Annotated in this window: 20 protein-coding genes; 11 read left to right on the top strand and 9 right to left on the bottom strand. The window is 73.7% G+C overall.

Annotated elements, in window-relative coordinates; all coding sequences use genetic code 11:
* Positions 1–67 precede the first annotated feature (67 nt).
* Positions 68–652 carry a helix-turn-helix domain-containing protein gene (locus GA0070618_RS08455; RefSeq protein ID WP_088981150.1) on the bottom strand — a complete coding sequence of 195 codons (585 nt, stop codon included), beginning with the start codon at positions 650–652 and terminating at the stop codon, positions 68–70.
* A gap of 44 nt (positions 653–696) precedes the next feature.
* Here GA0070618_RS08455 and GA0070618_RS08450 point away from each other — a divergent pair, with 44 nt between their 5' ends.
* Complete coding sequence (locus tag GA0070618_RS08450; RefSeq protein ID WP_231931659.1) at positions 697–2,064, top strand: benzoate/H(+) symporter BenE family transporter; 1,368 nt, start codon at positions 697–699, stop codon at positions 2,062–2,064.
* A 116-nt stretch (positions 2,065–2,180) separates the two neighbouring features.
* Here GA0070618_RS08450 and GA0070618_RS08445 read toward each other — a convergent pair whose 3' ends face one another.
* From GA0070618_RS08445 to GA0070618_RS08430, 4 genes are all read right to left on the bottom strand, one after another.
* Positions 2,181–2,546: a hypothetical protein gene (locus GA0070618_RS08445; RefSeq protein ID WP_088981148.1), complete on the bottom strand. Its 366-nt coding sequence runs from the start codon at positions 2,544–2,546 to the stop codon at positions 2,181–2,183.
* A 29-nt stretch (positions 2,547–2,575) separates the two neighbouring features.
* Positions 2,576–2,809: a hypothetical protein gene (locus GA0070618_RS08440; protein ID WP_088981147.1), complete on the bottom strand. Its 234-nt coding sequence runs from the start codon at positions 2,807–2,809 to the stop codon at positions 2,576–2,578.
* A 79-nt stretch (positions 2,810–2,888) separates the two neighbouring features.
* Positions 2,889–3,362: a large conductance mechanosensitive channel protein MscL gene (gene mscL / locus GA0070618_RS08435; protein ID WP_088981146.1), complete on the bottom strand. Its 474-nt coding sequence runs from the start codon at positions 3,360–3,362 to the stop codon at positions 2,889–2,891.
* A gap of 38 nt (positions 3,363–3,400) precedes the next feature.
* Positions 3,401–4,081: a FadR/GntR family transcriptional regulator gene (locus tag GA0070618_RS08430; RefSeq protein WP_088981145.1), complete on the bottom strand. Its 681-nt coding sequence runs from the start codon at positions 4,079–4,081 to the stop codon at positions 3,401–3,403.
* A gap of 49 nt (positions 4,082–4,130) precedes the next feature.
* Between GA0070618_RS08430 and GA0070618_RS08425 the strand changes: the two genes are divergently transcribed.
* A complete protein-coding gene (locus tag GA0070618_RS08425) occupies positions 4,131–5,435 on the top strand; it encodes an MFS transporter (RefSeq protein WP_088981144.1) in 1,305 nt (434 codons plus the stop codon).
* Positions 5,436–5,466: 31 nt separating this feature from the next.
* Here GA0070618_RS08425 and GA0070618_RS08420 read toward each other — a convergent pair whose 3' ends face one another.
* Entirely contained in the window at positions 5,467–5,820 is a 354-nt protein-coding gene (locus GA0070618_RS08420) for an STAS domain-containing protein (RefSeq protein ID WP_088981143.1), read from the bottom strand.
* A gap of 165 nt (positions 5,821–5,985) precedes the next feature.
* Between GA0070618_RS08420 and GA0070618_RS08415 the strand changes: the two genes are divergently transcribed.
* The 6 genes from GA0070618_RS08415 to GA0070618_RS08390 are packed head-to-tail and all read left to right on the top strand — an operon-like array spanning position 5,986 to position 11,584.
* Positions 5,986–6,852, top strand: coding sequence for an STAS domain-containing protein (locus tag GA0070618_RS08415; protein ID WP_088981142.1), 867 nt, complete (start codon positions 5,986–5,988; stop codon positions 6,850–6,852).
* Positions 6,852–7,259 (top strand): STAS domain-containing protein, encoded by a 408-nt coding sequence (locus tag GA0070618_RS08410; protein ID WP_088981141.1) that lies wholly within the window; start codon positions 6,852–6,854, stop codon positions 7,257–7,259. The genes GA0070618_RS08415 and GA0070618_RS08410 overlap by 1 nt, the downstream gene beginning before the upstream one ends.
* The gene (locus GA0070618_RS08405) at positions 7,256–7,675 is read left to right on the top strand and encodes an ATP-binding protein (RefSeq protein ID WP_088981140.1); all 420 of its coding nucleotides are present in this window, start codon (positions 7,256–7,258) and stop codon (positions 7,673–7,675) included. Before GA0070618_RS08410 ends, GA0070618_RS08405 begins: the two co-directional genes overlap by 4 nt.
* A complete protein-coding gene (locus GA0070618_RS08400; RefSeq protein ID WP_088985376.1) occupies positions 7,672–8,682 on the top strand; it encodes a SpoIIE family protein phosphatase in 1,011 nt (336 codons plus the stop codon). The genes GA0070618_RS08405 and GA0070618_RS08400 overlap by 4 nt, the downstream gene beginning before the upstream one ends.
* The gene (locus GA0070618_RS08395; RefSeq protein WP_231931658.1) at positions 8,679–10,043 is read left to right on the top strand and encodes a sensor histidine kinase; all 1,365 of its coding nucleotides are present in this window, start codon (positions 8,679–8,681) and stop codon (positions 10,041–10,043) included. The genes GA0070618_RS08400 and GA0070618_RS08395 overlap by 4 nt, the downstream gene beginning before the upstream one ends.
* Positions 10,044–10,045: 2 nt before the next feature.
* Entirely contained in the window at positions 10,046–11,584 is a 1,539-nt protein-coding gene (locus GA0070618_RS08390) for a SpoIIE family protein phosphatase (RefSeq protein WP_088985374.1), read from the top strand.
* 101 nt (positions 11,585–11,685) lie between these two features.
* Here the strand turns inward: GA0070618_RS08390 and GA0070618_RS08385 are convergent, their stop codons facing one another.
* The gene (locus tag GA0070618_RS08385) at positions 11,686–12,504 is read right to left on the bottom strand and encodes a helix-turn-helix domain-containing protein (protein WP_088981139.1); all 819 of its coding nucleotides are present in this window, start codon (positions 12,502–12,504) and stop codon (positions 11,686–11,688) included.
* Between the two features lie 31 nt (positions 12,505–12,535).
* Between GA0070618_RS08385 and GA0070618_RS08380 the strand changes: the two genes are divergently transcribed.
* The gene (locus GA0070618_RS08380) at positions 12,536–13,108 is read left to right on the top strand and encodes a TIGR03086 family metal-binding protein (protein ID WP_088981138.1); all 573 of its coding nucleotides are present in this window, start codon (positions 12,536–12,538) and stop codon (positions 13,106–13,108) included.
* A gap of 34 nt (positions 13,109–13,142) precedes the next feature.
* Positions 13,143–14,099 carry a threonine ammonia-lyase gene (locus GA0070618_RS08375; protein ID WP_088981137.1) on the top strand — a complete coding sequence of 319 codons (957 nt, stop codon included), beginning with the start codon at positions 13,143–13,145 and terminating at the stop codon, positions 14,097–14,099.
* Between the two features lie 25 nt (positions 14,100–14,124).
* Here GA0070618_RS08375 and GA0070618_RS08370 read toward each other — a convergent pair whose 3' ends face one another.
* A complete protein-coding gene (locus tag GA0070618_RS08370; protein WP_088981136.1) occupies positions 14,125–16,221 on the bottom strand; it encodes a S9 family peptidase in 2,097 nt (698 codons plus the stop codon).
* 94 nt (positions 16,222–16,315) lie between these two features.
* On the opposite strand from GA0070618_RS08370, the gene GA0070618_RS08365 reads away from it, so the two are divergent.
* Positions 16,316–17,860, top strand: a complete 1,545-nt coding sequence (locus GA0070618_RS08365; RefSeq protein ID WP_088981135.1) for an FAD-binding protein — start codon at positions 16,316–16,318, stop codon at positions 17,858–17,860.
* A gap of 62 nt (positions 17,861–17,922) precedes the next feature.
* On the opposite strand, the gene GA0070618_RS08360 is transcribed toward GA0070618_RS08365, so the two are convergent.
* Positions 17,923–20,013 carry a SpoIIE family protein phosphatase gene (locus GA0070618_RS08360; RefSeq protein ID WP_088981134.1) on the bottom strand — a complete coding sequence of 697 codons (2,091 nt, stop codon included), beginning with the start codon at positions 20,011–20,013 and terminating at the stop codon, positions 17,923–17,925.
* Positions 20,014–20,142: the final 129 nt, after the last annotated feature.

Genomic DNA, 20,142 nt, shown 5'->3' with positions numbered 1-20,142 from the left:
CCCGCGTCTCCACCCACTGCCGCCCGGGGCCGGCGTGGCGTGCCGGATCCAGGTTGGACGGAGCATGTCAGCCGTGGGGGTAGCGCAGCAGGAGACTCGCGGCGACCTCCTCGTCACCGACCGCGGCGTAGCAGTGCGGCACGTCCGACGTCCAGCGCAGGTGCCCACCTGCGGCGGCGGTCAGCGGCGCGTCCACCGGACCCGCGCGGAGCACGCCGGCGAAGACGGTGACGTGCTCGGTGACCCCGGGCCGGTGCGGGGGTGACATCTGGCCCGGTCCCGGGGCGACCCGCATCCGGTACAGCTCGTAGGTCGCCCCGGCCTCGGTGAACACCTCGAGCAGGGTGGCGCGTACCGCGGCGCCGCGCACCGAGGGCGCGCTCGCCGGTCCGGCCAGCACCGCACCCAGGGGTACGCCGAGCTGCGCGGTCACCGCGTAGAGCGTCTCCAGGGTCGGGTTGCGGGTGCCGTTCTCCAGCCCGGAGAGGGTGGCCTTGCCGACCCTGGCCGACCGCGCCAGGGCGGAGAGCGAGACACCGCGCTCCTCGCGGAGAAGCCGGACCCGACGGCCGATGGCGGCGGCGCCCTCCTCCAGGGACGCGGAGTCGGCGACTTCCCCCTGGGGGGCCGGTGGTCGGTCGGCGGTGGGCATGCCGCTATCGTGCATCACGCCACCGTTCCGTATACGGAACGGTCGTGGAGGGAGACGGAATGGCCGGCGTCCTGCAACCCGTGCTGGCCGGCGTGGTGACCGCCCTGGTCGGCTTCGCCAGCTCGTTCACCGTGGTCCTGGCCGGGCTCCGGGCGGTCGGTGCCACCGAGACGCAGGCGGCCTCGGGCCTGCTCGCGGTCTGTCTCGTGTCGGGGGCCAGCGCCGTCTGGCTCGGACTGCGGCACCGACTGCCGATGAGCGTCGCCTGGTCCACGCCGGGTGCCGCGTTGCTGGTGGCGACCGGTCCGGTGGCGGGTGGCTGGCCGGCGGCGGTCGGCGCGTTCGTGGTGTCCGGCCTGCTGGTCGTGGCCGCCGGTCTCTTCCCTCCGCTGAGCCGCGCGGTCGCGGCGATCCCGAAGCCGATCGCGGGCGCGATGCTGGCCGGCGTCCTCCTGCCGCTCTGCACGGCGCCGGTCCGGGCCCTGGTCGAGGTGCCGGCCCTCGCCGGGCCGGTGGTGGTGGTCTGGCTCCTGTTGCACCGGTTCGCCCGTCGCTGGGCGGTGCCGGGGGCACTCGTCGTCGCGGTGGTGGCGATCGCGTCGACCACGCCGTCCGGTCGGCTCGGGGGCACCGGGCTCTGGCCGGCGTTCGACCCGACGCCACCGGCCTGGAGCATGTCGGCCCTGGCCGGGCTGGCGGTGCCGCTGTTCCTGGTCACCATGGCCGCGCAGAACGTACCGGGCATGGCGGTGCTCACCGGGTACGGCTACCGCCCACCGTTCGGCTCCGCGCTCCGGGTCACCGGGCTGGCCAGCGTGGCCGCCGCGCCCGTCGGCGGGCACGCGGTCAACCTGGCGGCGATCACCGCCGCGCTCGCCGCCGGCCCGGACGCCCACCCCGACCCGGACCGTCGCTGGATCGCCTCGGTCACCGCCGGGGCCGGGCTGGCCCTGCTCGGCCTCGGCGCGGGGGTGGCCACCACGCTGGTCCTGCTCTCGCCCCCGGTGCTGATCGAGGCGGTCGCCGGCCTGGCGCTGATCGGCGCGCTGGCCACCGCCCTGACCTCGGCCGTCGCCGAGCCGGACGACCGCGAGGCGGCGGTGGTCACCTTCGTGGTCACCGCCGCCGGGGTCACGCTGCTCGGGATAGGCGGTGCCTTCTGGGGACTGCTGGCCGGTGGGGCGATGCGGCTCCTCTTCCGCCGGAGGCCCGTCCCCCAGCGTGGGCGCCCGGTGCCGCAGCGCCGCTCGGCGGAGCGGGAGGACCCCGACGAGGTCAGCGGGTCGGAGGCACCCGCGGAGCGGGAGTCGCCGGAGGGTGAGCTCCAGCCCGTCCGCGATCCAGGCGCAGCCGTTGGTGCATTGGCGAGAGACTGTGGAGCTGCCCGCACAGACGGGGCACCCCGGGTCTAGTCGCGAGCCCGCGCACTCCGCGCCCGCGCACTCCGGGACCGCGTCTGACTTTCCGTAGGCGGGCGTGGCCTTCGCGCGCCTGGCGACTCCAGGGTGCGGCCGGGTCGGCGGGACGCCTACTCCTCGCGGGCGAGGTCGGCGAGGGGGACGGTGAGGCGTACCCGCTGGTCGGCGACGTCGGCGATCTGCTCGGCGAGGGCGTAGACCGCCCAGCCGGATGTGGTGATCTTGAGGTAGCCGCTGCGCAGCAGCCGGGCGGCCAGGTCGGCCGGGACGTCCGGTTCCTCGACCGCTGCCGACTCGATCAGCTCGTCGAGGCTGCTGCCCGGGTCGGCGGTCGGCGCCTCCACGGTCACCGCGTTCGGGTCCCCACGCTGGACGAGGTCGACCGTGCCAACCTCGGTGCCGGTCGCGTCGACGACCCGCATGCCGGTGGTGACCCGTCCGATGACCGTCTGCGCGTCCGTGTCCTGTCGCGTCATGCTGGCGCGGTTCCCGGCCCGGCGTCCGGCTAAACGCGGGGCGGGCGCGGGGAGAGCTCGCGCCAGGTGTCGGTGCCGTCGAGCAGGGCCCGGACCGTCTCCTCCGCCTCCTCGGCGCTGTCGTACTCGTAGAACCGGGAGACGCCCTCGGCGCCGCCGGCGCGTTGTTCGACGTGCCACCGGTCGGCGTCCACCCGGAGGAAGACGTCCCGCCGGGCCAGCCGCCCCCACTTGCCGTTCCACCAGTGCTTTCGCTGCTCCATGGCGGCACTGTATCGAACATGCGTACGAAAGGGTCCGGCCCCTGCGGGAATCCCGCAGAGGCCGGTGTGCGTGGTCGGATCAGCGTGCGGTCGGCGGCTCTGGCCGGCGGCCGAGCACGTCGTCGAGCGCGCCGCGCTGCTGCCCGGGGGTGGTGTGCCCGGCGGCGAGCAGGGCGTCCCGGATCTCGGTGAGCAGCTTGACCTCCTCGCTGGGCGCCTTCGGCGGCGGCTCCTCGCCCCGCTTGCGCCGCTCGGCGAGCTTGTTCATCGGGAAGACCACGAGGAAGTAGAGCGCCGCCGCGGTGAGCAGGAACGTGATCAGCGCGTTCACGAACGCCACCCAGTCGAAGGGGATGTCCCGGTACATCGGCGTTGAGCCCGACAGGCCGTCCTCGTTGCCGGTGATCAGCACGATCAGGACCCGTACGAAGGGCTCCAGGAACGACTTGGTGAGCTGCGTGACCACACCGGTGAACGCGGCACCGATGACGACGCCGACCGCCAGGTCGACGACGTTGCCGCGCATGATGAAGTCCTTGAACCCTTTGAGCATCTGTCACTCCCGCTGTCCGGTGCTCGATCCCGGACAACCTATGCCCTGGCCCGGTGCTCCAGGAACGCGCCCGCCTCGTGCGCCGCCCGGGCCGGGTCGCCCGCCCGGATCGCCGCCACCAGGCGGCTGTGGTCGACGTACCGGTCGGGCTCCAGGGAGCCGATCGCCTGGGCGACGGAGGCCCGCATCGCGGTGCCCACCGAGGCGTACAGCTCGGCGAGCATGGTGTTGTGGGCGGCGGCCACCACCACGACGTGCAGCCGGGCGTCGGCCTCCACGAACTCCTCGAACCGGCCGTCGCGCCAGGCCGCCTCCCGCTCGGCGAGCGCCGCGTCGAGCGCCGCCAGGTCCTCCGGGGTACGCCGGAGCGCGGCCAGCCGGGCGGCCTCCACCTCGAACGCGCGGCGGACCTCGACCACCTCCGCCATCCGGTCGTCGGTGAGTCGGCGGGCCACCACCGGGGCCAGTTCGTCGGTCGACACCACGTACGTGCCGGAGCCCTGGCGGGGCTCCAGCACCCCGGCGTGCACCAGCGCGCGGACCGCCTCGCGGACGGTGTTCCGCCCCACGCCGAGGGCGGCGACGAGCTGCGGCTCGGTCGGGATGCGTCCGCCCAGCGGCCACTCCCCGCCGAGGATCCGGGCCCTGAGCTGCTCGATCGTCTCGCTCACCCGACGGCCGCGCGGCGGCACGGGCGGGGAATGCCCGGACGGTGTCACTGGTTACAACCCACGCCGGAATTCATCCCATGATTGTAGGTTCAAGCTCATGACGCCGCCAACAGCCGCCCTCGCGGGACCCGACGTGGCCTCCGACGTCCCCCCGGCGACACCCGCCGACCAGAGTTCCGGCGCACCGGCCGCCACCTCCACCCCCGCCCCGGCCCGGCCCGGGACCGGAGGGCTGCTGGTGCTTGCCGGGATGCTCCTGGTCGCGCTCAACCTGCGGGCCGCCATCACCAGCCTCGGCGCGCTCCTCGACGAGGTCCGTACCGGCCTGGCGCTCTCCGGCGCGATGGCCGGGTTCGTGACCACGCTGCCCACCATCGCGTTCGCCGTGTTCGGCGCATTCACCCCGTGGCTGGTCCGGCGGGTCGCCCCGGCCCGGGTGCTGGTGGTGGCGATGATCACCCTCGCCCTGGGGCAGTTGCTGCGGGTCCTCACCGGCTCGGCCCTGGTCTTCCTGGTCGCCAGCGCGCTCGCGCTGGCCGGGATCGCGGTGGCGAACATCCTGCTGCCGATGCTGGTCAAGCAGTACTTCCCGCATCGCACCGGCCTGGTCACCGGGGCGTACACGGTGGCCCTGACCCTCGGCACGTCGGTGGCCGCCGCCGCGGCGGTGCCGGTCGCCCACGCGTTCGGGTCGTGGCGGATCGGCCTCGGGGTCTGGGCCGGGCTGGCCGCGGTGGCCGTACTCCCGTGGGTGCCGCTGGCGCTGCGGGCCCGGGCCGCCGCGCGACGGGCGGGACGGACGGCGCAGGTCTCCGCCCGGTCGCGGATCCGGCCGGAACGCACCCGGCTCGGGTGGGCCATGGCGGTGTACTTCGGGGCCCAGTCGCTCAGCGGGTACGTGGTGATGGGCTGGCTGGCCCAGCTCTTCCGGGACGCCGGCTACCAGCCGCAGGACGCCGGGCTGCTGCTCGCCGGGGTGACCGCCTTCGGGGTGCCGGTGGCCCTGGTCATGCCCGCCATCGCCACCCGGCTGCGCACCCTGCGCCCGCTGGTGCTCTTCCTGTCCCTGTCGGCGACCCTGTCCTACCTGGGCCTCGCGTTCGCGCCGCACGACCTGGCGCTGCTCTGGGTGCTCCTCCTGGCCATCGGCCAGGGCGCGTTCCCGCTGATCCTGACCACCATCGGCCTGCGGGCGCGCACGGCCGAGGGAACGGTGCAGCTGTCGGCGTTCGCGCAGAGCACCGGGTACGTGATGGCCGGCCTCGGTCCGCTGCTCGTCGGCATCCTCTACGAGGCGACCGGGGGCTGGCAGGTGCCGATCGGCTTCCTGCTGGTCGCCCTCGTCGTGCAGACCGTGGCCGGACTGGCGATCGCCCGTCCCCGCTACATCGAGGACGAGTGAGTCGACGGGTGGCGCGCGGGGTGGTGGTCGCTCAGGAGGCCGGGGTCGGCTCCCCCGCCACCGCCTCGTCGACCGTCGGGTACGTCTGCAGCACCTCGACCAGTCCGCTGACCTCGAGGATGCGCAGCACACCGCGCTGCGGTGCGGCGAGTCGCACCACGCCACCGGCCTCGTCGCAGTTGTTCTTGGCGCGTACGAACACCGAGAGCCCGGTCGAGTCGCAGAACGAGACCTGCGCCAGGTCGAACACCAGCCGGCTGCGCCCCTTGTCGAGCAGGTCGGTGATCTGGTCCTGAAGCTGGGGGGCGGTCGCCATGTCCAGCTCGCCCGCGACCGACACCACGACCACGTCGCCGCGCTGTTCCGTGTGCACCGTCAACGACATCCGCCAGACCTCCTGTAGTCGGTGGAACCGTATCCCACCGTCGGCGTGCCACGCAGAACGGGAGCTGTTCCGGAGGGGTGGGCAACAGTTCTTTGTCCTGCGGCAACTAGTCTTACCAGGTCCGGTGATAAAGTCCGCCCCGGTCGGGGGTGGAGGGGGAGTCCGATGGCGCTGAGCACGGAAGTAAGCGGACGACTGGCCAGCCTGCTCACCGAGCATGCCGATCTGGTCACGCAGCGCTGGACGGAGGCGGTGGCAGCCTCGCTGCGTGGCCGACTCAGCCAGGCGGAACTCCGCAGCCAGGTGCAGGACCTGCACCGCAGCATCGTCGTCGCCAGCGAGGGCAGGGCCATCGACCTAGAGTCGGAGCAGGCCGCCGAGCTGCGGGCCGTACTCGCCGAGCTGTCCCGGGGCCGGGCCCGGCAGGGTTTCACCGCCACCGAGACGGCGGTCAGCATCTACGCCCTCAAGGACGTGCTGCTGGAGCTGATGGAGAGCCTCCCCGACGAGGGCACCCAACTCCGCGACTTCGTGGGCTTCTCCAGCCTCATCGACAAGATGGGGCTGTTCACCTTCGAGAGCTACGTCCGCACCCGGGAGAGCCTGATCGCCGACCAGGCCGAGCAGCTTCTCGAACTCTCCACCCCGGTGGTCAAGCTCTGGGAGGGCGTGGTCGCCGTGCCGCTGGTCGGCACGCTCGACTCGGCCCGCGCCCAGGTGGTGATGGAGCGGCTGCTCCAGACCCTGGTGGACACCAGCTCGCCGTACGCGATCATCGACATCACCGGCGTGCCGGCGGTGGACACCCAGGTCGCCCAGCACATCCTGAAGACCGTGGTGGCCGCCCGGCTGATGGGGGCGGACTGCATCATCTCCGGCATCCGACCGCAGATCGCCCAGACCATCGTGGCGCTCGGTATCGAGTTCGGCGACATCGCCACCAAGGCCAGCCTCGCCGACGCCCTGCGCCACGTGCTGCGGCTCACCGGCGTCGACAACGCCGCCAACCGCCGCGCACGTCGGGACGCCTGATGGAGCGGGTGCCGGTCCTCAAGATCGGTGACATCCTGCTGGTCTCCATCCAGGTCGACATGGAGGACCAGACCGCGCTGCAACTCCAGGAGGACCTGGCCGAACGGATCGTCGAGACCGGTTGCCACGGGGTGATCATCGACATCACCGCGCTGGACATCGTCGACTCGTTCATCGGCCGGATGCTCTCCACCATCGCGTCCATCTCCAAGGTCCTCGACGCCGAGACCGTGGTGGTCGGGATGCGCCCTGCGGTCGCCATCACCCTGGTGGAACTGGGCCTTTCCCTCAACGGCATCCGGACCGCGTTGAACGTCGAACGCGGTATCGAACTGATCGCGGCGGCCCGGGACGAGGAGGACGACCTCGACCTCGATTCCACCGACGCCGAGCCGGCGTCGCCATGACCACCGGTATCGACCTGGGCCGCCCGCAGGCGCAGGCGATCCGGAGCGACGAGGACGTGGTCCGTGTCCGCCAGCTGGTCCGTACGGTCGCGGTCGCCGTCAAGCTCTCCCTGGTCGACCAGACCAAGCTGGTGACCGCCGCCAGTGAGCTGGCCCGCAACACGCTGGTCTACGGCGGTGGCGGCGAGGTCGAGGTGACCTGCGTCGACAACGGCGTACGACGCGGGGTGCGGATCGTCTTCGCCGACTCCGGTCCGGGCATCGCCGACCTCGACCTGGCCCTCACCGACGGCTACACCACCGGTGGCGGCCTCGGGCTCGGGCTCAGCGGGGCCCGCCGCCTGGTCGACGAGTTCGACATCCAGACCGCAGTGGGCAAGGGAACCCGGATCACCGTGACCAAGTGGTCCCGATGACCACCGACCCCGTCTCCGACCAGGGCCTCTGGTTCCGGGTGGAGACGAGCAGCGCGGCCAGCGCGGCACGCCGGGCCGCCGAGCGGCTCGGCGAGCAGCTGCATCTCGGTGCCCGGCGCACCGCCGACCTGGCGATCGTCGCCGCCGAGCTGACCAGCAACCTGGTCAAGCACGCCCAGGACGGGGTGCTCCTGCTCCGTCCGGTGCGGCGCGGCGGTGAGGCCGGCGTGGAACTGGTCGCCGTCGACTCCGGGCCCGGCATGGCCGACCTCACCGTCTCCTCCCGGGACGGACACTCCACCACCGGCACCCTCGGCATCGGCCTCGGCGCGATCGCCCGGCAGGCCAGCTGGTACGACGGCTACTCGCAGTCCGGCCGGGGCACCGTGCTCGCCGTGCAGGTCTGGCCGTCGGCCGCACCGATCCCCGGGTGGGCGGCCGGCATCACCCGGCCGCTGACCGGGGAGGACCGGTGCGGAGACGCCTTCGCCGTGCGGCTGGCCGACGGTCGTCCGCAGGTGCTCGTCTGCGACGGGCTCGGGCACGGTCCGCTGGCCGCCGCGGCGAGCGAGGCCGCCGTCGCCGGATTCCGCTCCGCGCCCGTCGGGCCGCCGAAGACCGTGGTGGAGCACCTGCACCGCTCACTTGCGCACACCCGGGGAGCCGCGCTCGCCGTCGCCGAGCTGGAGCCGTCGGCCGGGCGGCTGCGTTACGCGGGGCTGGGGAACATCGCCGCCAGCGTGGTCGAGCACGGCCGGCGTCGCGGGCTGGTCTCGCTCCCCGGCATCGCCGGCCACCAGCGTCCCGTGGTCCGGGAGTACGAGTATCCGTTCGGCGGGGACGCCCTGCTGGTCATGCACACCGACGGGGTCACCGACCGCTGGCAGCTCACCGAGTACCCGGGGCTCACCGACCGGTCTCCGCTGCTGACCGCCGCCACCATCCTGCGCGACTACGGCGTACGACGCGACGACGCCGGGGTCCTCGTCGCCCGGGCCCCGGCATGAACAGCTCTCTCACCGCACCGCTGTTGCAGATGACGCTCCGCGCCGAGCCCGACATCTTCGTGCTGCGGCAACGCGGCCGGGAGGTGGCCACCGCCGTCGGCCTGGAGTACCAGGACCAGATCCGCATCGCCACCGCGCTCAGCGAGGTGGCCCGGGACCTGGTGCGTGCCGTCGGCGGCGCGGACGTCGCCTTCCGCGCCGCCGGGGTGGAAGAGGGGAGCCCGGTCCTGCGGGTCGACCTCGCCCCGCTGCGACCGTTCGGCCCGGCCGGGTACGAGCCGACCTCCGGCGCGGTGGCCCGGCTGGTCGACACTCTGGACCTGACACCGGTGGGTGGAGTTACCGTCATACGGATGTCCCGACGCATTCCTGCCCACGCCGAGGCGCTGACCCCGCAGCGTCTCGCCGAACTGCGCGCGCAGCTTGCGCAGAGCGCGCCGGCCAGCGTACTGGACGAACTCACCTCCCAGAACGAGCAGCTCATCGCCGCACTCGACGAGGTACGCAGCCAGCGTGACGAGCTGGCCGTGCTCAACGAGGAGCTCCAGGAGACCAACCGGGGCGTGCTCGCGCTCTACAACCAGCTCTCCGAGGAACTGGAGGAGACCAACCGGGGCGTGGTGGCGCTCTACGCCGAGCTGGACGAGAAGTCGGCGCAGCTCAAGGCGGCCAGCGAGTCGAAGAGCCGGTTCCTGGCCAACGTCAGCCACGAGTTGCGTGCCCCGGTCACCGCCGTCATCGGGCTGGCCCGACTGCTCGCCGACTCGGCCTCGGATCCGCTCACCGGCGAGCAGGCCCGCCAGGTGGGGCTGATCCGCTCCTCCGCCACCGACCTGCTGGCCCTGGTCAACGACCTGCTGGACCTGGCCAAGGCCGAGTCCGGCCGGATCGAGCCGGACTGGACCGAGGTCGACCTGCGGGTGGTCTTCGGCCAGCTCCGGGGCACGCTGCGAGCGCTGGCCACCCGGCCCGGCGTGGACCTGGTCGTCGAGGAGCCGCCCTCCCCGGCGACGCTGCGGTCGGACGAGACCCTGCTGACCCGGGTGTTGCGTAACCTGCTGCACAACGGGCTCAAGTTCACCGAGGCCGGCGAGGTGCGGATGCGCGCCGACCTGGTCGACGGCCGGTGGCGGATCGTCGTCTCGGACACCGGCGCCGGCATCGCGCCGGACCTGCACGAACGGATCTTCGAGGAGTTCTACCAGGTGCCCGGCAGCACCAGCGGCGCCGGCACCGGCACCGGCCTCGGCCTGCCGTACGCCCGGCGGCTGGCCATGCTGCTCGGCGGTAGCCTGAGCGTGACCAGCGAGCCCGGCCGGGGCAGCGCGTTCACCCTGGACCTTCCCGTGGACGGGGCGTGACGGTGGAGGGCGCTCCCGCGACAGTGCTGGTGGTCGACGACAGCCGCACCAAGCGCTACCTGCTGGTGAGCTGGCTGACCCGGGCCGGTTTCGAGGTGCGGGAGGCGGAGACCGGCAAGGAGGCGCTGGAGCGGGTCGGGACCGACCCGGTCGAACTGGTGGTGCTCGACGTACGCCTGCCCGACATGAGCGGCTTCGAGGTCTGCGAACGGATCAAGGTCAGCCATCCGGCCCTGCCGGTCATCCACGTCTCCGCACACGCCGTCGACGTGGTCGACCGGGCGCAGGGCCTGACCCGGGGCGCGGACGCGTACCTCGCCGAGCCGATCGAACCGGACGAACTGGTCGCCACCGCACACGCGGTGCTGCGCTACTACCGGGCCCGTCGACGCGCCGAACTCTTCGCCGAGCGGCTCGCCCGGCTGGCCGAGACCACCATCGCGGTCCACGCCGCGCCGACCTTCGGCCGGCTGCTGGAGGAGGCGGCCATGGGCGCGGCGGCGATCTTCCGTACCCCTGCCGCGGTGGTGGCCGAGACCTTCGACGGGGACTGCGTGGCCGGGGTCTGCCCCGGCCCCGGCGAGGCGGGCAGCGTCGTCCCGTGGACGGTGGACGACACCGGGGTGCCGACCGGCACGACGGTGCGCATCGACGAGCCGTCCGACTGGGACCTGACCGACTGGCCGGCCGACGACCGGCTGGCGGTCGCCGCGGCCCGGCTGCGCGAGGACCGCGCACCGCTCTACGTGGTGGTGCCGGCGGGGGTGCAGGTGCCGGGCATGCCGGTGCTGGTGCAGCTCGCCCAGGCGGTGGCGGCGTCCGTCGAGGCGCAACGCTCCTACGACGAGGAACACCGCATCGCGGTCACCCTTCAACGCAGCCTGCTGCCGCGCCGCATCCCGACCATCGACGGCCTGGACCTCGCGGTGCGGTACGAGCCGGCGAGCGCGCAGACCGAGGTGGGCGGCGACTTCTACGAACTGGTGATGCTCGACGGGCACCTGCTGATGGCGATCGGTGACGTCGCCGGGCATTCGCTGCACGCCGCCACGGTGATGGCCGAACTGCGGCACGCGGTGCGGGCGTACGCGGTCGAGGGGCACCAGCCGGGGGAGATCCTGCACCGGGTCAACGAGCTGATGCGCCGACTGCTCCCGTACGAGCTGGCCACCATCTGCGTGCTGCTGCTGGAGCCGGACAGCGGGAAGGTCCGGATGGCCAGCGCCGGCCACCTGCCGCCGCTGCTCGCCGTGGACGGGCAGGTGGAGTTCCTCCAGCACTCCGCCCCGCTGCTCGGGGTCCGGGCGGCCCGCCCGCCGGACCTGGAGTTCGTGGTGCCGGCCGGGGCGACGCTGGTGCTCTACACCGACGGGCTGATCGAGCGCCGGGACACCACCATCGACGAGGGACTTGCCGCCCTGGCCGGGCAGGCCGCCCGGGTCGAGCCGGACCTGGACGCCTTCTGCGCCCGCCTGCTGCGCGAACTCGCCCCCTCGGAGATCCACGACGACGTCGCCGTGCTCGCCCTCCGCCGCCACTGAGGTGGTAGCAGGGGCCCCCTGCACGGCATTTTGCGGTAGCAGGGGACCCCTGCTCATCACCAGGCGGTAGGAAGGGGCCCCGGCAACCACCCGACTCCCCGCTACCCGGCGTGCAGTGAGCGGACGTAGGCGGTCGGGGTGACGCCGGTGACGGCGGTGAAGTCGCGGACCAGGTGGGCCTGGTCGCTGTAGCCCAGGTCGGCGGCGAGTGCCGCCCAGTCCGGCGGGCCGGCGGCAGCCCGCTCGATCGCCTCCTGGAGCCGGTAGCGCCGGATCACCCACTTCGGTCCGACACCGACGTGGTCGAGGAAGAGGCGCTGGAGGCGGCGGGTGGAGACGCCGTGCCGGCGGGCCAGGTCGTCCACCCGGAGGATGCCCCGGTCGGTGCGGATCTCGTCGGCCAGGCGCATCGCCTCGTCGGCCGACGCATCCGGCTCCGGCGCCCAGCCGAGGAGGAAGTCGTCGAGCGCCCGCCGTCGGTCGTCGTCGTCACCGGCGCAGACCCCGGCCGGGCCGGGCGCCGGCACGAGGGGGAGCCGACGGCCGGTCAGCTCGGCGACCGGACGCCGCCAGAACGGCCGGAACCCGCCCGGCCGGAACTGGACGCCGCAGACCCGGCCGGCCCCGGCCAGGGTGATCGAGAAGAGGCGCTGCCCGACGCCGGAGACCTCGACCGAGCCGGCAACGCCGCCGTGGGAGCCGGAGCCGGGGTCGTCGTCGTGCCGGAACACCAGGTTCACCGCCGGGTGCGGTACGACCCGCTGCTCGAACGCTCCGGTCACCGACCAGTCGACGAACCAGTAGTGCTCGACGTACCGGCGCAGCGGGGCGGCGGGCAGGTGCCGGCGGAAGCGCAGTTCACGGTGGAACCGGCCCGGGTCGAGGATGCCCCGGTTGTCGCTCCGTGGCTCGTGTCGCATTCCTTCAAGACCACTCTCATACGCTGCCCGTATGGCGACAAAGACTAGTGACCTGCTGACCGCCGCCGCGCCGGAGACCGTGGCCGTGGTCCGGGGCATTTCCGACGACCAGCTCGACCGGCCCACCCCGTGCCAGGAGTACGCCGTACGCGACCTGCTGGGCCACCTGTTCCAGGTGGTGGTCAACTTCCAGGGGCTGGCCGCCCGACGTCCTGTCGACTGGTCGGAGCAGCCGGACTTCCTCACCGGCGACTGGCGGGACCGGTTCGCTGTCGAGACCGGGCGTGTCATCGGGGCCTGGTCCGAGCCGTCCGCCCTGAAGGGGGTGTCCCCCGGCATGGGCATGCCGCAGGAGGTCGTCGGGGGCATGCTGCTGCTCGACCTGACGGTGCACGGGTGGGACCTGGCCCGGTCGACCGGCCAGCCGTACCGGGCCGATCCGGCGGTGGTCGCCGAGCTGCTCGACCTGGCCGCCCGACTCGCGCCGACGGCCCGCGAGCGGGGCGTGTTCGGCGCGGTGGTGGAGCCCGCCGACACCGGCGACGACCTCGACCGCCTGCTCTGCCTGACCGGTCGCGACCCGGCCTGGCCGTCGGCGGGCTGACCCGGGTAGCCCGTCCACCGGGCAGGATGGCGGAATGGACCTGGTCTCGCTCGCCGACATCCGCGCCGCCGCCCGTGCGGTCGCACCGACCGTGCTGCGTACCCCGTTGCTGCCCACCCGGTGGGACGACCGGCTGTGGCTGAAGCCGGAGAGCCTGCAACCGGTCGGCTCGTTCAAGCTGCGGGGCGCGGCGCACGCGGTGGCCTGCCTCGACCCTGCCCGACGGGCGCGCGGTGTGGTCACCCACTCCTCCGGCAACCACGGCCAGGCCCTCGCGTACGCGGCCCGGGCGGCTGGGGTTCCCTGCACCGTGGTGGTGCCGGAGGGCGCGCCCACGGTCAAGGTCGACCAGATGCGGGCGCTCGGGGCCGAGGTGGTGCTCGTACCCCGGGAACGGCGGGGTGCCGAGGCCGACCGGATCGCCGCCGCGACCGGCGCGGTGCTGGTGCCGCCCTTCGACGACCGGCGGGTCATCGCCGGTCAGGGCACGGTCGGGCTGGAGATCGTCGAGGACCTGCCCGACGTGGACGTGGTGCTGGTGCCGGTGGGCGGCGGTGGACTCTCCTCCGGGGTCGCCACGGCGGTACGGGCGGTGCGCCCGTCCGCCGTGGTGGTCGGGGTGGAGCCGGCGCTGGCCGCCGAGGCGCGGGACTCGCTCGCGGCGGGCGAGGTGGTGGTCTGGGGTGAGGACCGCACCTACCGGACCTGCGCCGACGGGCTACGGCTGCCGCTGTCCCCGCTGACCTTCGCCCACCTGCGGGCCCGTCTCGACGGCATCCTCACGGTCACCGAGGACGAGATCCGGGCGGCGATGGGGCGGCTGGCCCGGGACGCCCGGCTGGTGGCCGAGCCGAGCGGCGCGGTGGCACTCGCCGCTCGGCTGTTCCACGCCGACGAACTGCCGGCTGGTCGTACCGTCGCGGTGGTCAGCGGTGGCAACGTCGACCCGGAGGTGCTCACCGCCGCGCTCTCCGCTCCACCTGGGCAGTAGCGTCCCGGCCCTGCGTGCTGTCGGATCAGCTGCGGCCGAGGCGGTCGAGGATCCAGGCGTTGATGAACGCCTCTTCCTTCCAGGCGTCGTACCGGCCGCTCGGGCCGCCGTGCCCGGCGCCCATCTCGGTCTTGAGCAGGTAGTCGCCCTGCGGCGCGACCGCGCGCAGCCGGGCGACCCACTTGGCCGGCTCGTGGTAGAGGACCCGGGTGTCGTTGAGGCTGGTCACCGCCAGGATCGCCGGGTAGTCGACCGGGGCGACGTTCTCGTACGGCGTGTACGACTTCATGTAGGCGTACACCTCCGGGTCGGCCAGCGGGTTGCCCCACTCCTCCCACTCGGTGACGGTCAGCGGCAGCGACGGGTCGAGGATGCTGGTCAGCGCGTCCACGAAGGGCACCTGCGCGACGATGCCGGTGAACGCGTCCGGGGCGAGGTTCGCCACCGCACCCATCAGCAGGCCGCCGGCGGAGGCGCCCCGCGCGACCAGCCGGTCCTGGGCCGTCCAGCCTGCTTTGACGAGATGCCGGGCGCAGGCCACGAAGTCGGTGAAGGTGTTCTTCTTGGCCAGCAGCTTGCCCTCTTCGTACCAGCGTCGGCCCAGCTCACCGCCGCCGCGGATGTGCGCGACGGCGAACACCACGCCCCGGTCCAGCAGGGAGAGCCGGGGGATGGAGAACCACGGGTCGATGCTCGCCTCGTACGAGCCGTATCCGTAGACCAGGCAGGGGGCGGAGCCGTCCTTCGGGGTGCCGGCCCGGCAGATCAGCGAGATCGGGATGCGGGTGCCGTCGTCGGCGAGCGCCCAGTCCCGGTGCTGCTCGTACTCGGCCGGGTCGTACTCCCGCCCGTCCGGGCCGGGCCGCACCGGCTTCCGCCTGCGCAGGATCATCTCCCGGGTGACCAGGTCGAAGTCGTAGACCGAATCGGGGCTGACCAGCGAGCTGTAGCGGAACCGGATCCGTCCGGTGTGGTACTCCGGGTTCGCGTCGAGGCCGACGCTGTAGAGCGGCTCCGGGAAGTCGATGTCGTACCAGTCGGTGCTGCCGCCGGTGAGCACCCGCAGGCCGGTGAGCCCGTTGCTGCGCAGCGAGATGACCAGGTGGTCGGCGAAGGCGTCGACCGACTCCAGCCGGGTGCCCGGGGCGTGGTCGATCATCGGCACCCAGTCGCCGGGCGCGTCCGCCGAGGTGTACGCCAGCGCGAAGTCCTCCGCGCCGTCGTTGTGCAGGATCAGGAAACGGTGCCCGTGGTGCTCGACGGAGTACTCGACGCCCTGCCGGCGCGGGGCGACGACGGCGGGCGCGCCGGTGGGGTTGCCGGCCGGGATGACCAGCACCTCGCTGGTGATCTTGCTGTGGATGTCGATCAGGATGAACCGCTCGGAGCGGGTCAGCTCGACGCCGACCCAGAACCGCTCGTCGGGCTCCTCGTGGACGATGACGTCCTCGCTGGCCGGGGTGCCGATGACGTGCCGCCACACCCGGTACGGCCGCCACGACTCGTCGACCGTGACGTAGAAGAGGACGGAGGCGTCGGCGGACCAGGCGGTGCCGTAGGAGGTGTCGGGCACCTCGTCGGCGAGCACCTCGCCGGTGCTGAGGTCCTTGACCCGTAGCGTGTACCGCTCGTCCCCGGCGAAGTCCGTCGAGTACGCCAGCCAGCGCCCGTCCGGGCTGACGTCGTACGCGCCGAGCGAGAAGAAGTCGTGCCCCTCGGCGAGCTGGTTGCCGTCGAGCAGCACCTCCTCGCCCTCCAGGGGCGCGCCGTCGACGCTGACCGGGGGCTCGGTCTCGCCGTCGCGGACCGGCCGGCGGCACTGGATGCCGTACTGCTGGCCCTCGACGCTGCGGCTGTAGTACCAGTACCCACCCTTGCGCGCGGGCACCGAGAGGTCGGTCTCCTGGGTGCGCCGCCGGGTCTCCTCGAACAGGGTGGCGCGCAGGTCGGCCAGGTGGGCGGTGCGTGCCTCGGTGTAGCCGTTCTCGGCGGTCAGGTGGGCGATGGTCTCCGGGGCGTCCTTGTCGGCGAGCCAGGCGTACTCGTCGACGACCGTGTCACCGTGGTGGACACGCTCGGTGGGGACGCGCTTGGCGACGGGCGCGGGGGTCTCGGTGGTCACTCTGCCACGTTACCGGCCGGGAAGCCGGGACCGGGGTACGCGCCGATGCCCGGTTTCGCCCCACGACTGTTCGTACACATGTACGATTGCCGCCATGTCGGGATCCCTGCCTTCGGCCCACCGTTCCGGTCCGGCCGACATCGCCCGTCGGCTCGTCGAGATCTGCGGCCCGTCCTTCGCCCGTCCCGCCGGACCGGCCGACGAGGTCGCCGGACGGCTGGCCGGCTGGGTGGCGGTGCCGGGCGATGCCCGCGCCGCCGCCGAGGTGCTGCGGCTGGCCGCCGCGCACGACCTGACCGTGGTGCCCCGGGGCGCGGGCACCAAGATCGATTGGGGTGCCGCGCCGGAGCGGGTGGACATCATGCTCGACACCGGCCGGCTCGCCGGCATCCGCTCCCCGGGCGGCCCTGGCTGGCATGGCTCGGCCGGTGCCGCCCGGTCCGGGCCCGCCGGGAGCGGGTGGTCGGGGCCGGTCGGCCATCCCGAAGGGCGCCACCGCCGGTCCGAGAGCGTTCCCGACCCGTCGGGATCAGTGGTCGAGGTCGGCGCGGGCACCCCGCTGCGCGCCGTACAGGCCGCATTGGAGCGGACGGGATGGCGTCTGGCGCTGGACGCTCCGTCCCCCGGGGCGACCGTTGGCGGTGTGCTCGCCGCCGACGAGGCCGGTCCGTTGCGCCTGCGGTACGGCACCCCGGGCGACCAACTCCTCGGCCTGCGCTACCTGACCGCCGACGGGGAGCTGGTCGAGGCCGACGGCGACACGTCCGGCCCGGAGTTGGCCCGGCTGCTCTGCGGCTCGCACGGCGGGCTCGGCGTGCTCGTCTCGGCCACCCTGCGGGCCCGGCCCCTGCCACCCCGCCGTGCCTGGGTCACCCGGCCGGTCTGGACGCCGCTGGAGGTGCACGAGCTGATCCGCGCCGTGCTGTCGGCCGGGCTCCGCCCCGCCGCGATCGAGCTGGACCTTCCCGCCGTGCGCCGGCCGCCGACCCCTCGTCCCGCCGTGTCCGGCCCCGCCTGGTCGGGCCATCCGGCGGGCTCGGCCCGAGCGGCGCACCCGGCTGGTTCCGGACGGGCCGCCCACCCGGCCGGCTCGGCGCGTTCCGGTCCGATCCCCGGGAGCGGACGGTCCACCCCACCCGCCGCCGGTGACCTGGTGATGCTTCTGGAAGGGGGCCCGGCCGACGTGACCGAGCGGGCCCGCCACCTGACCAGGCTGCTCGGGGAGGGGGCCACCGTCGCCGACTCCCCGCCCGAGTGGTGGCGGCACTACCCGTTCCGGCCGGACGACATCGCGCTCCGGGTCGACGTCCCCCTCACCGACCTGCACGCCGCCATCTACGCGCTGCGGGACGCGGTGGGTGCCCCGGTGCCGGTACGCGGCTCGGTCGGCCTCGGCGTGGCCCATGCCGTGCTGCCCGGTGGCACATCCGTGGAGCGGGTGGCCTCGATCCTCACCGCGGTCCGACAGGTGCTCCTGGCCCGTGACGGCCGCTGCGTGGTGCTGGCCGCGCCACCCGCCGTCCGGCAGGGCGTCGACCTCTGGGGCGACCTGCCGGCCCTGTCCCGGTTGCGCGCGGCCAAGCAGCAGCTCGACCCGCACCACCGGCTCGCCCCCGGCCGCCTGCCCGGCGGCCTCTGACCCAGGCGCCCAGCGCCCGGCTTCCGGCTGACGGTTCGGGGCAGGCTCCGGGAAAGCGGCGCTCAGACGGCGTCGTTCCGGATGACCAGCACGGCGATGTCGTCCCGGGGCGGCTCGGGAGAGAAGTTGATCGCGGTGGAGCGCAGCCGGGCGGCGATCACCTCCGCCGAGTAGCCGGCGAGCGGCGCGGCTGCCTCCCGCAGGCGGTCCGGGCCGAAGAGTTCCCGGCCGCGTCGCCGTTCGGTGACCCCGTCCGTGTAGAAGATCAGCGCGTCGCCGGGGTCGAGCGGGACCACCGAGGTCGGTGAGGCGATCGCGTCGAGCAGGCCGAGGGCGGTCCCGCCGGTGCCGACGAAGGACGCCCCACCCGCGCTGCGCAGCAGCACCGGCCGGTCGTGCCCGGCGAGGTGCAGTGACACGTCGAGCTGGTTGCCCTCGCCCGGCCCGACCGCCGCCAGGGCGAGCGTGCAGTACCGGCCCCCGCCCCGCTCGACCAGGGTCTCGTTGAGCCGGTTCAGCGCCTCCGGCAGCGGCTTGCCGTCGCCGACCAGCACCCGGATCACGTCGCGGACCAGCCCGGTCACCGCAGCGGCCTGGACGCCCTTGCCGGAGACGTCCCCGATCACCACCAGCCAACGACCGTCCGGCAATGGCAGCACGTCGTAGAAGTCGCCCCCGACCTCGGCGTCGTCCCCGGTCGGGACGTACTCGGCGGCGAAGCCGATGCCCTCGATCACCGGCAGCACCGGCGGCAGCAGCGACTGTTGCAGGGTCTGCGCCACCCGGCGGCGCTCCGCGTGGATGCGGGCGTTCTCGATCGCCAGCGCGGCCCGCCGGGCCACGTCCTCCAGCACGGCGATCTCGTCCGGGTCGTGCCGGTGGCGCTGGTGCCGGCCGACCGCGAGGGTGCCGAGCCGCTGCCCCCGCGCGACCAGGGGCACCGCGAACCCCTCCATCGGGCCGCCCAGCGGCACCTGCGAGCCGATCCGGATCGCCTCGCGCAGCCGGGCCTGGATCGACTCCGGGCCGGTCTCCCGGAGCACCTCGTGCAGGTGCGGCAGGACCGACTCGTCGGTGTGGCTGGCCGCCGCCAGGTTGAGCCGCCCCCACTCGTCGGCGATGTGCACCGCGCACCACTGCCCGAGCCGGGGCACCACGAGCTGCGGGACGAGCGCCATGGTCAACTCGACGTCGAGGGACTGGGCGAGCAGTTCGCTCGCCTCGGCCAGGAAGGTCAGCCAGGCCTGCCGGCGGATGTCGGCCCGGCGCAGCCGGTCGTTCTCCAGGTGCAGGGAGAGCCGTTCGGCGGTCAACGCGGCGAGCGGGCGCGCGTACGCCGAGGGCACCGCGTCCAGCTCCAGCTCACCGGAGTACGGCCGCTGCACCGCCAGCCGCACCCGGAGCAGCTCGCTGTCGGTGCGGGGCGGCCGGCCGTACCGGGCCAGCACCTGGGTGCCCTGCCCGTCGCCCCGGTCCAGCCGGACCAACCCGCCGGTGGCCCCGACCATCGTGGCGACCCGGGTGAGCAGGTCGGTGGCGAAGTCGGGGAGCGGATCGTCGGCGTACGGATCGGGACGGGTCTGCATCAGCTCGCTCATCGCGGCCGCGCTCGGCCCGGGGGTCTCCACCGGGTTGCCGTCACCGTCGGTCCCCGACGAACAGGGGGAGAGCCGGCGGCCTTCGGCGAGCGCGTCCCGGCGTGGCGGGGTGACGTCCGGACGGTCCAGCCGGAACCAGACGCCCTTGCCGGAGGGGAGGTAGGTCGTCCCCCAGCAGCTCGCGAAGTGGTCGACCAGGAGCAGGCCCCGGCCCCGCTCGGCGACCTCGGCGATGTCGGCCGTGTCGTTGCGCACCCCGACGGTCAGCTCGTCCACCGGCCCCGGCGCGTAGTCGGAGACCATCACGCTCAGCCCCACCCGGTCCGCGACCACCTCGATGTCCAGCTCGGTGCCGGCGTGCTCGACCGCGTTGGTGGAGAGCTCGGTGGTCAACAGGAGCGCCTCGTTGAGCAGCTCGTCCAGGTGGGCCTCGGCGAGCACCGAGCGGACCACGGCCCGGGCGGTGGCCGGGGTGCGGCGGTCGGCGGGCAGCCGGACCCGCCGGACGTGCTCGTCCGGGCCGCCGGTCGTCGTCGGTCCCGTCTCCGCTGCCACCCTCGTATCCTCCCCTCCGGTTCGCCGGGAAGCCAAGCGGGTCGACTCCCTTTCGCGCCCCGGGCGCGTCGTCCCGCCCCGCGTGTCACTCGGCCCACTCCGTCGCAGGCGATCCGGGTGGCGACGCAT

Source organism: Micromonospora echinospora, assembly GCF_900091495.1.
In the GTDB taxonomy this organism is placed as follows: Bacteria; Actinomycetota; Actinomycetes; order Mycobacteriales; family Micromonosporaceae; genus Micromonospora; species Micromonospora echinospora.
This window is presented reverse-complemented; position numbering and strand designations above follow the sequence as displayed.

What these genes read in the sequence shown, in the direction of transcription:
- GA0070618_RS08365 (WP_088981135.1), top strand. Translation starts at nt 16,316, where the DNA reads ATGTCGGGATCCCTGCCTTCGGCCCACCGTTCCGGTCCGGCCGACATC.
- GA0070618_RS08415 (WP_088981142.1), top strand. Translation starts at nt 5,986, where the DNA reads ATGGCGCTGAGCACGGAAGTAAGCGGACGACTGGCCAGCCTGCTCACC.
- GA0070618_RS08420 (WP_088981143.1), bottom strand. Translation starts at nt 5,820, where the DNA reads ATGTCGTTGACGGTGCACACGGAACAGCGCGGCGACGTGGTCGTGGTG.
- GA0070618_RS08410 (WP_088981141.1), top strand. Translation starts at nt 6,852, where the DNA reads ATGGAGCGGGTGCCGGTCCTCAAGATCGGTGACATCCTGCTGGTCTCC.
- GA0070618_RS08400 (WP_088985376.1), top strand. Translation starts at nt 7,672, where the DNA reads ATGACCACCGACCCCGTCTCCGACCAGGGCCTCTGGTTCCGGGTGGAG.
- GA0070618_RS08455 (WP_088981150.1), bottom strand. Translation starts at nt 652, where the DNA reads ATGCCCACCGCCGACCGACCACCGGCCCCCCAGGGGGAAGTCGCCGAC.
- GA0070618_RS08405 (WP_088981140.1), top strand. Translation starts at nt 7,256, where the DNA reads ATGACCACCGGTATCGACCTGGGCCGCCCGCAGGCGCAGGCGATCCGG.
- GA0070618_RS08385 (WP_088981139.1), bottom strand. Translation starts at nt 12,504, where the DNA reads ATGCGACACGAGCCACGGAGCGACAACCGGGGCATCCTCGACCCGGGC.
- GA0070618_RS08445 (WP_088981148.1), bottom strand. Translation starts at nt 2,546, where the DNA reads ATGACGCGACAGGACACGGACGCGCAGACGGTCATCGGACGGGTCACC.
- GA0070618_RS08395 (WP_231931658.1), top strand. Translation starts at nt 8,679, where the DNA reads ATGAACAGCTCTCTCACCGCACCGCTGTTGCAGATGACGCTCCGCGCC.
- GA0070618_RS08375 (WP_088981137.1), top strand. Translation starts at nt 13,143, where the DNA reads ATGGACCTGGTCTCGCTCGCCGACATCCGCGCCGCCGCCCGTGCGGTC.
- mscL (WP_088981146.1), bottom strand. Translation starts at nt 3,362, where the DNA reads ATGCTCAAAGGGTTCAAGGACTTCATCATGCGCGGCAACGTCGTCGAC.
- GA0070618_RS08440 (WP_088981147.1), bottom strand. Translation starts at nt 2,809, where the DNA reads ATGGAGCAGCGAAAGCACTGGTGGAACGGCAAGTGGGGGCGGCTGGCC.
- GA0070618_RS08425 (WP_088981144.1), top strand. Translation starts at nt 4,131, where the DNA reads ATGACGCCGCCAACAGCCGCCCTCGCGGGACCCGACGTGGCCTCCGAC.
- GA0070618_RS08380 (WP_088981138.1), top strand. Translation starts at nt 12,536, where the DNA reads ATGGCGACAAAGACTAGTGACCTGCTGACCGCCGCCGCGCCGGAGACC.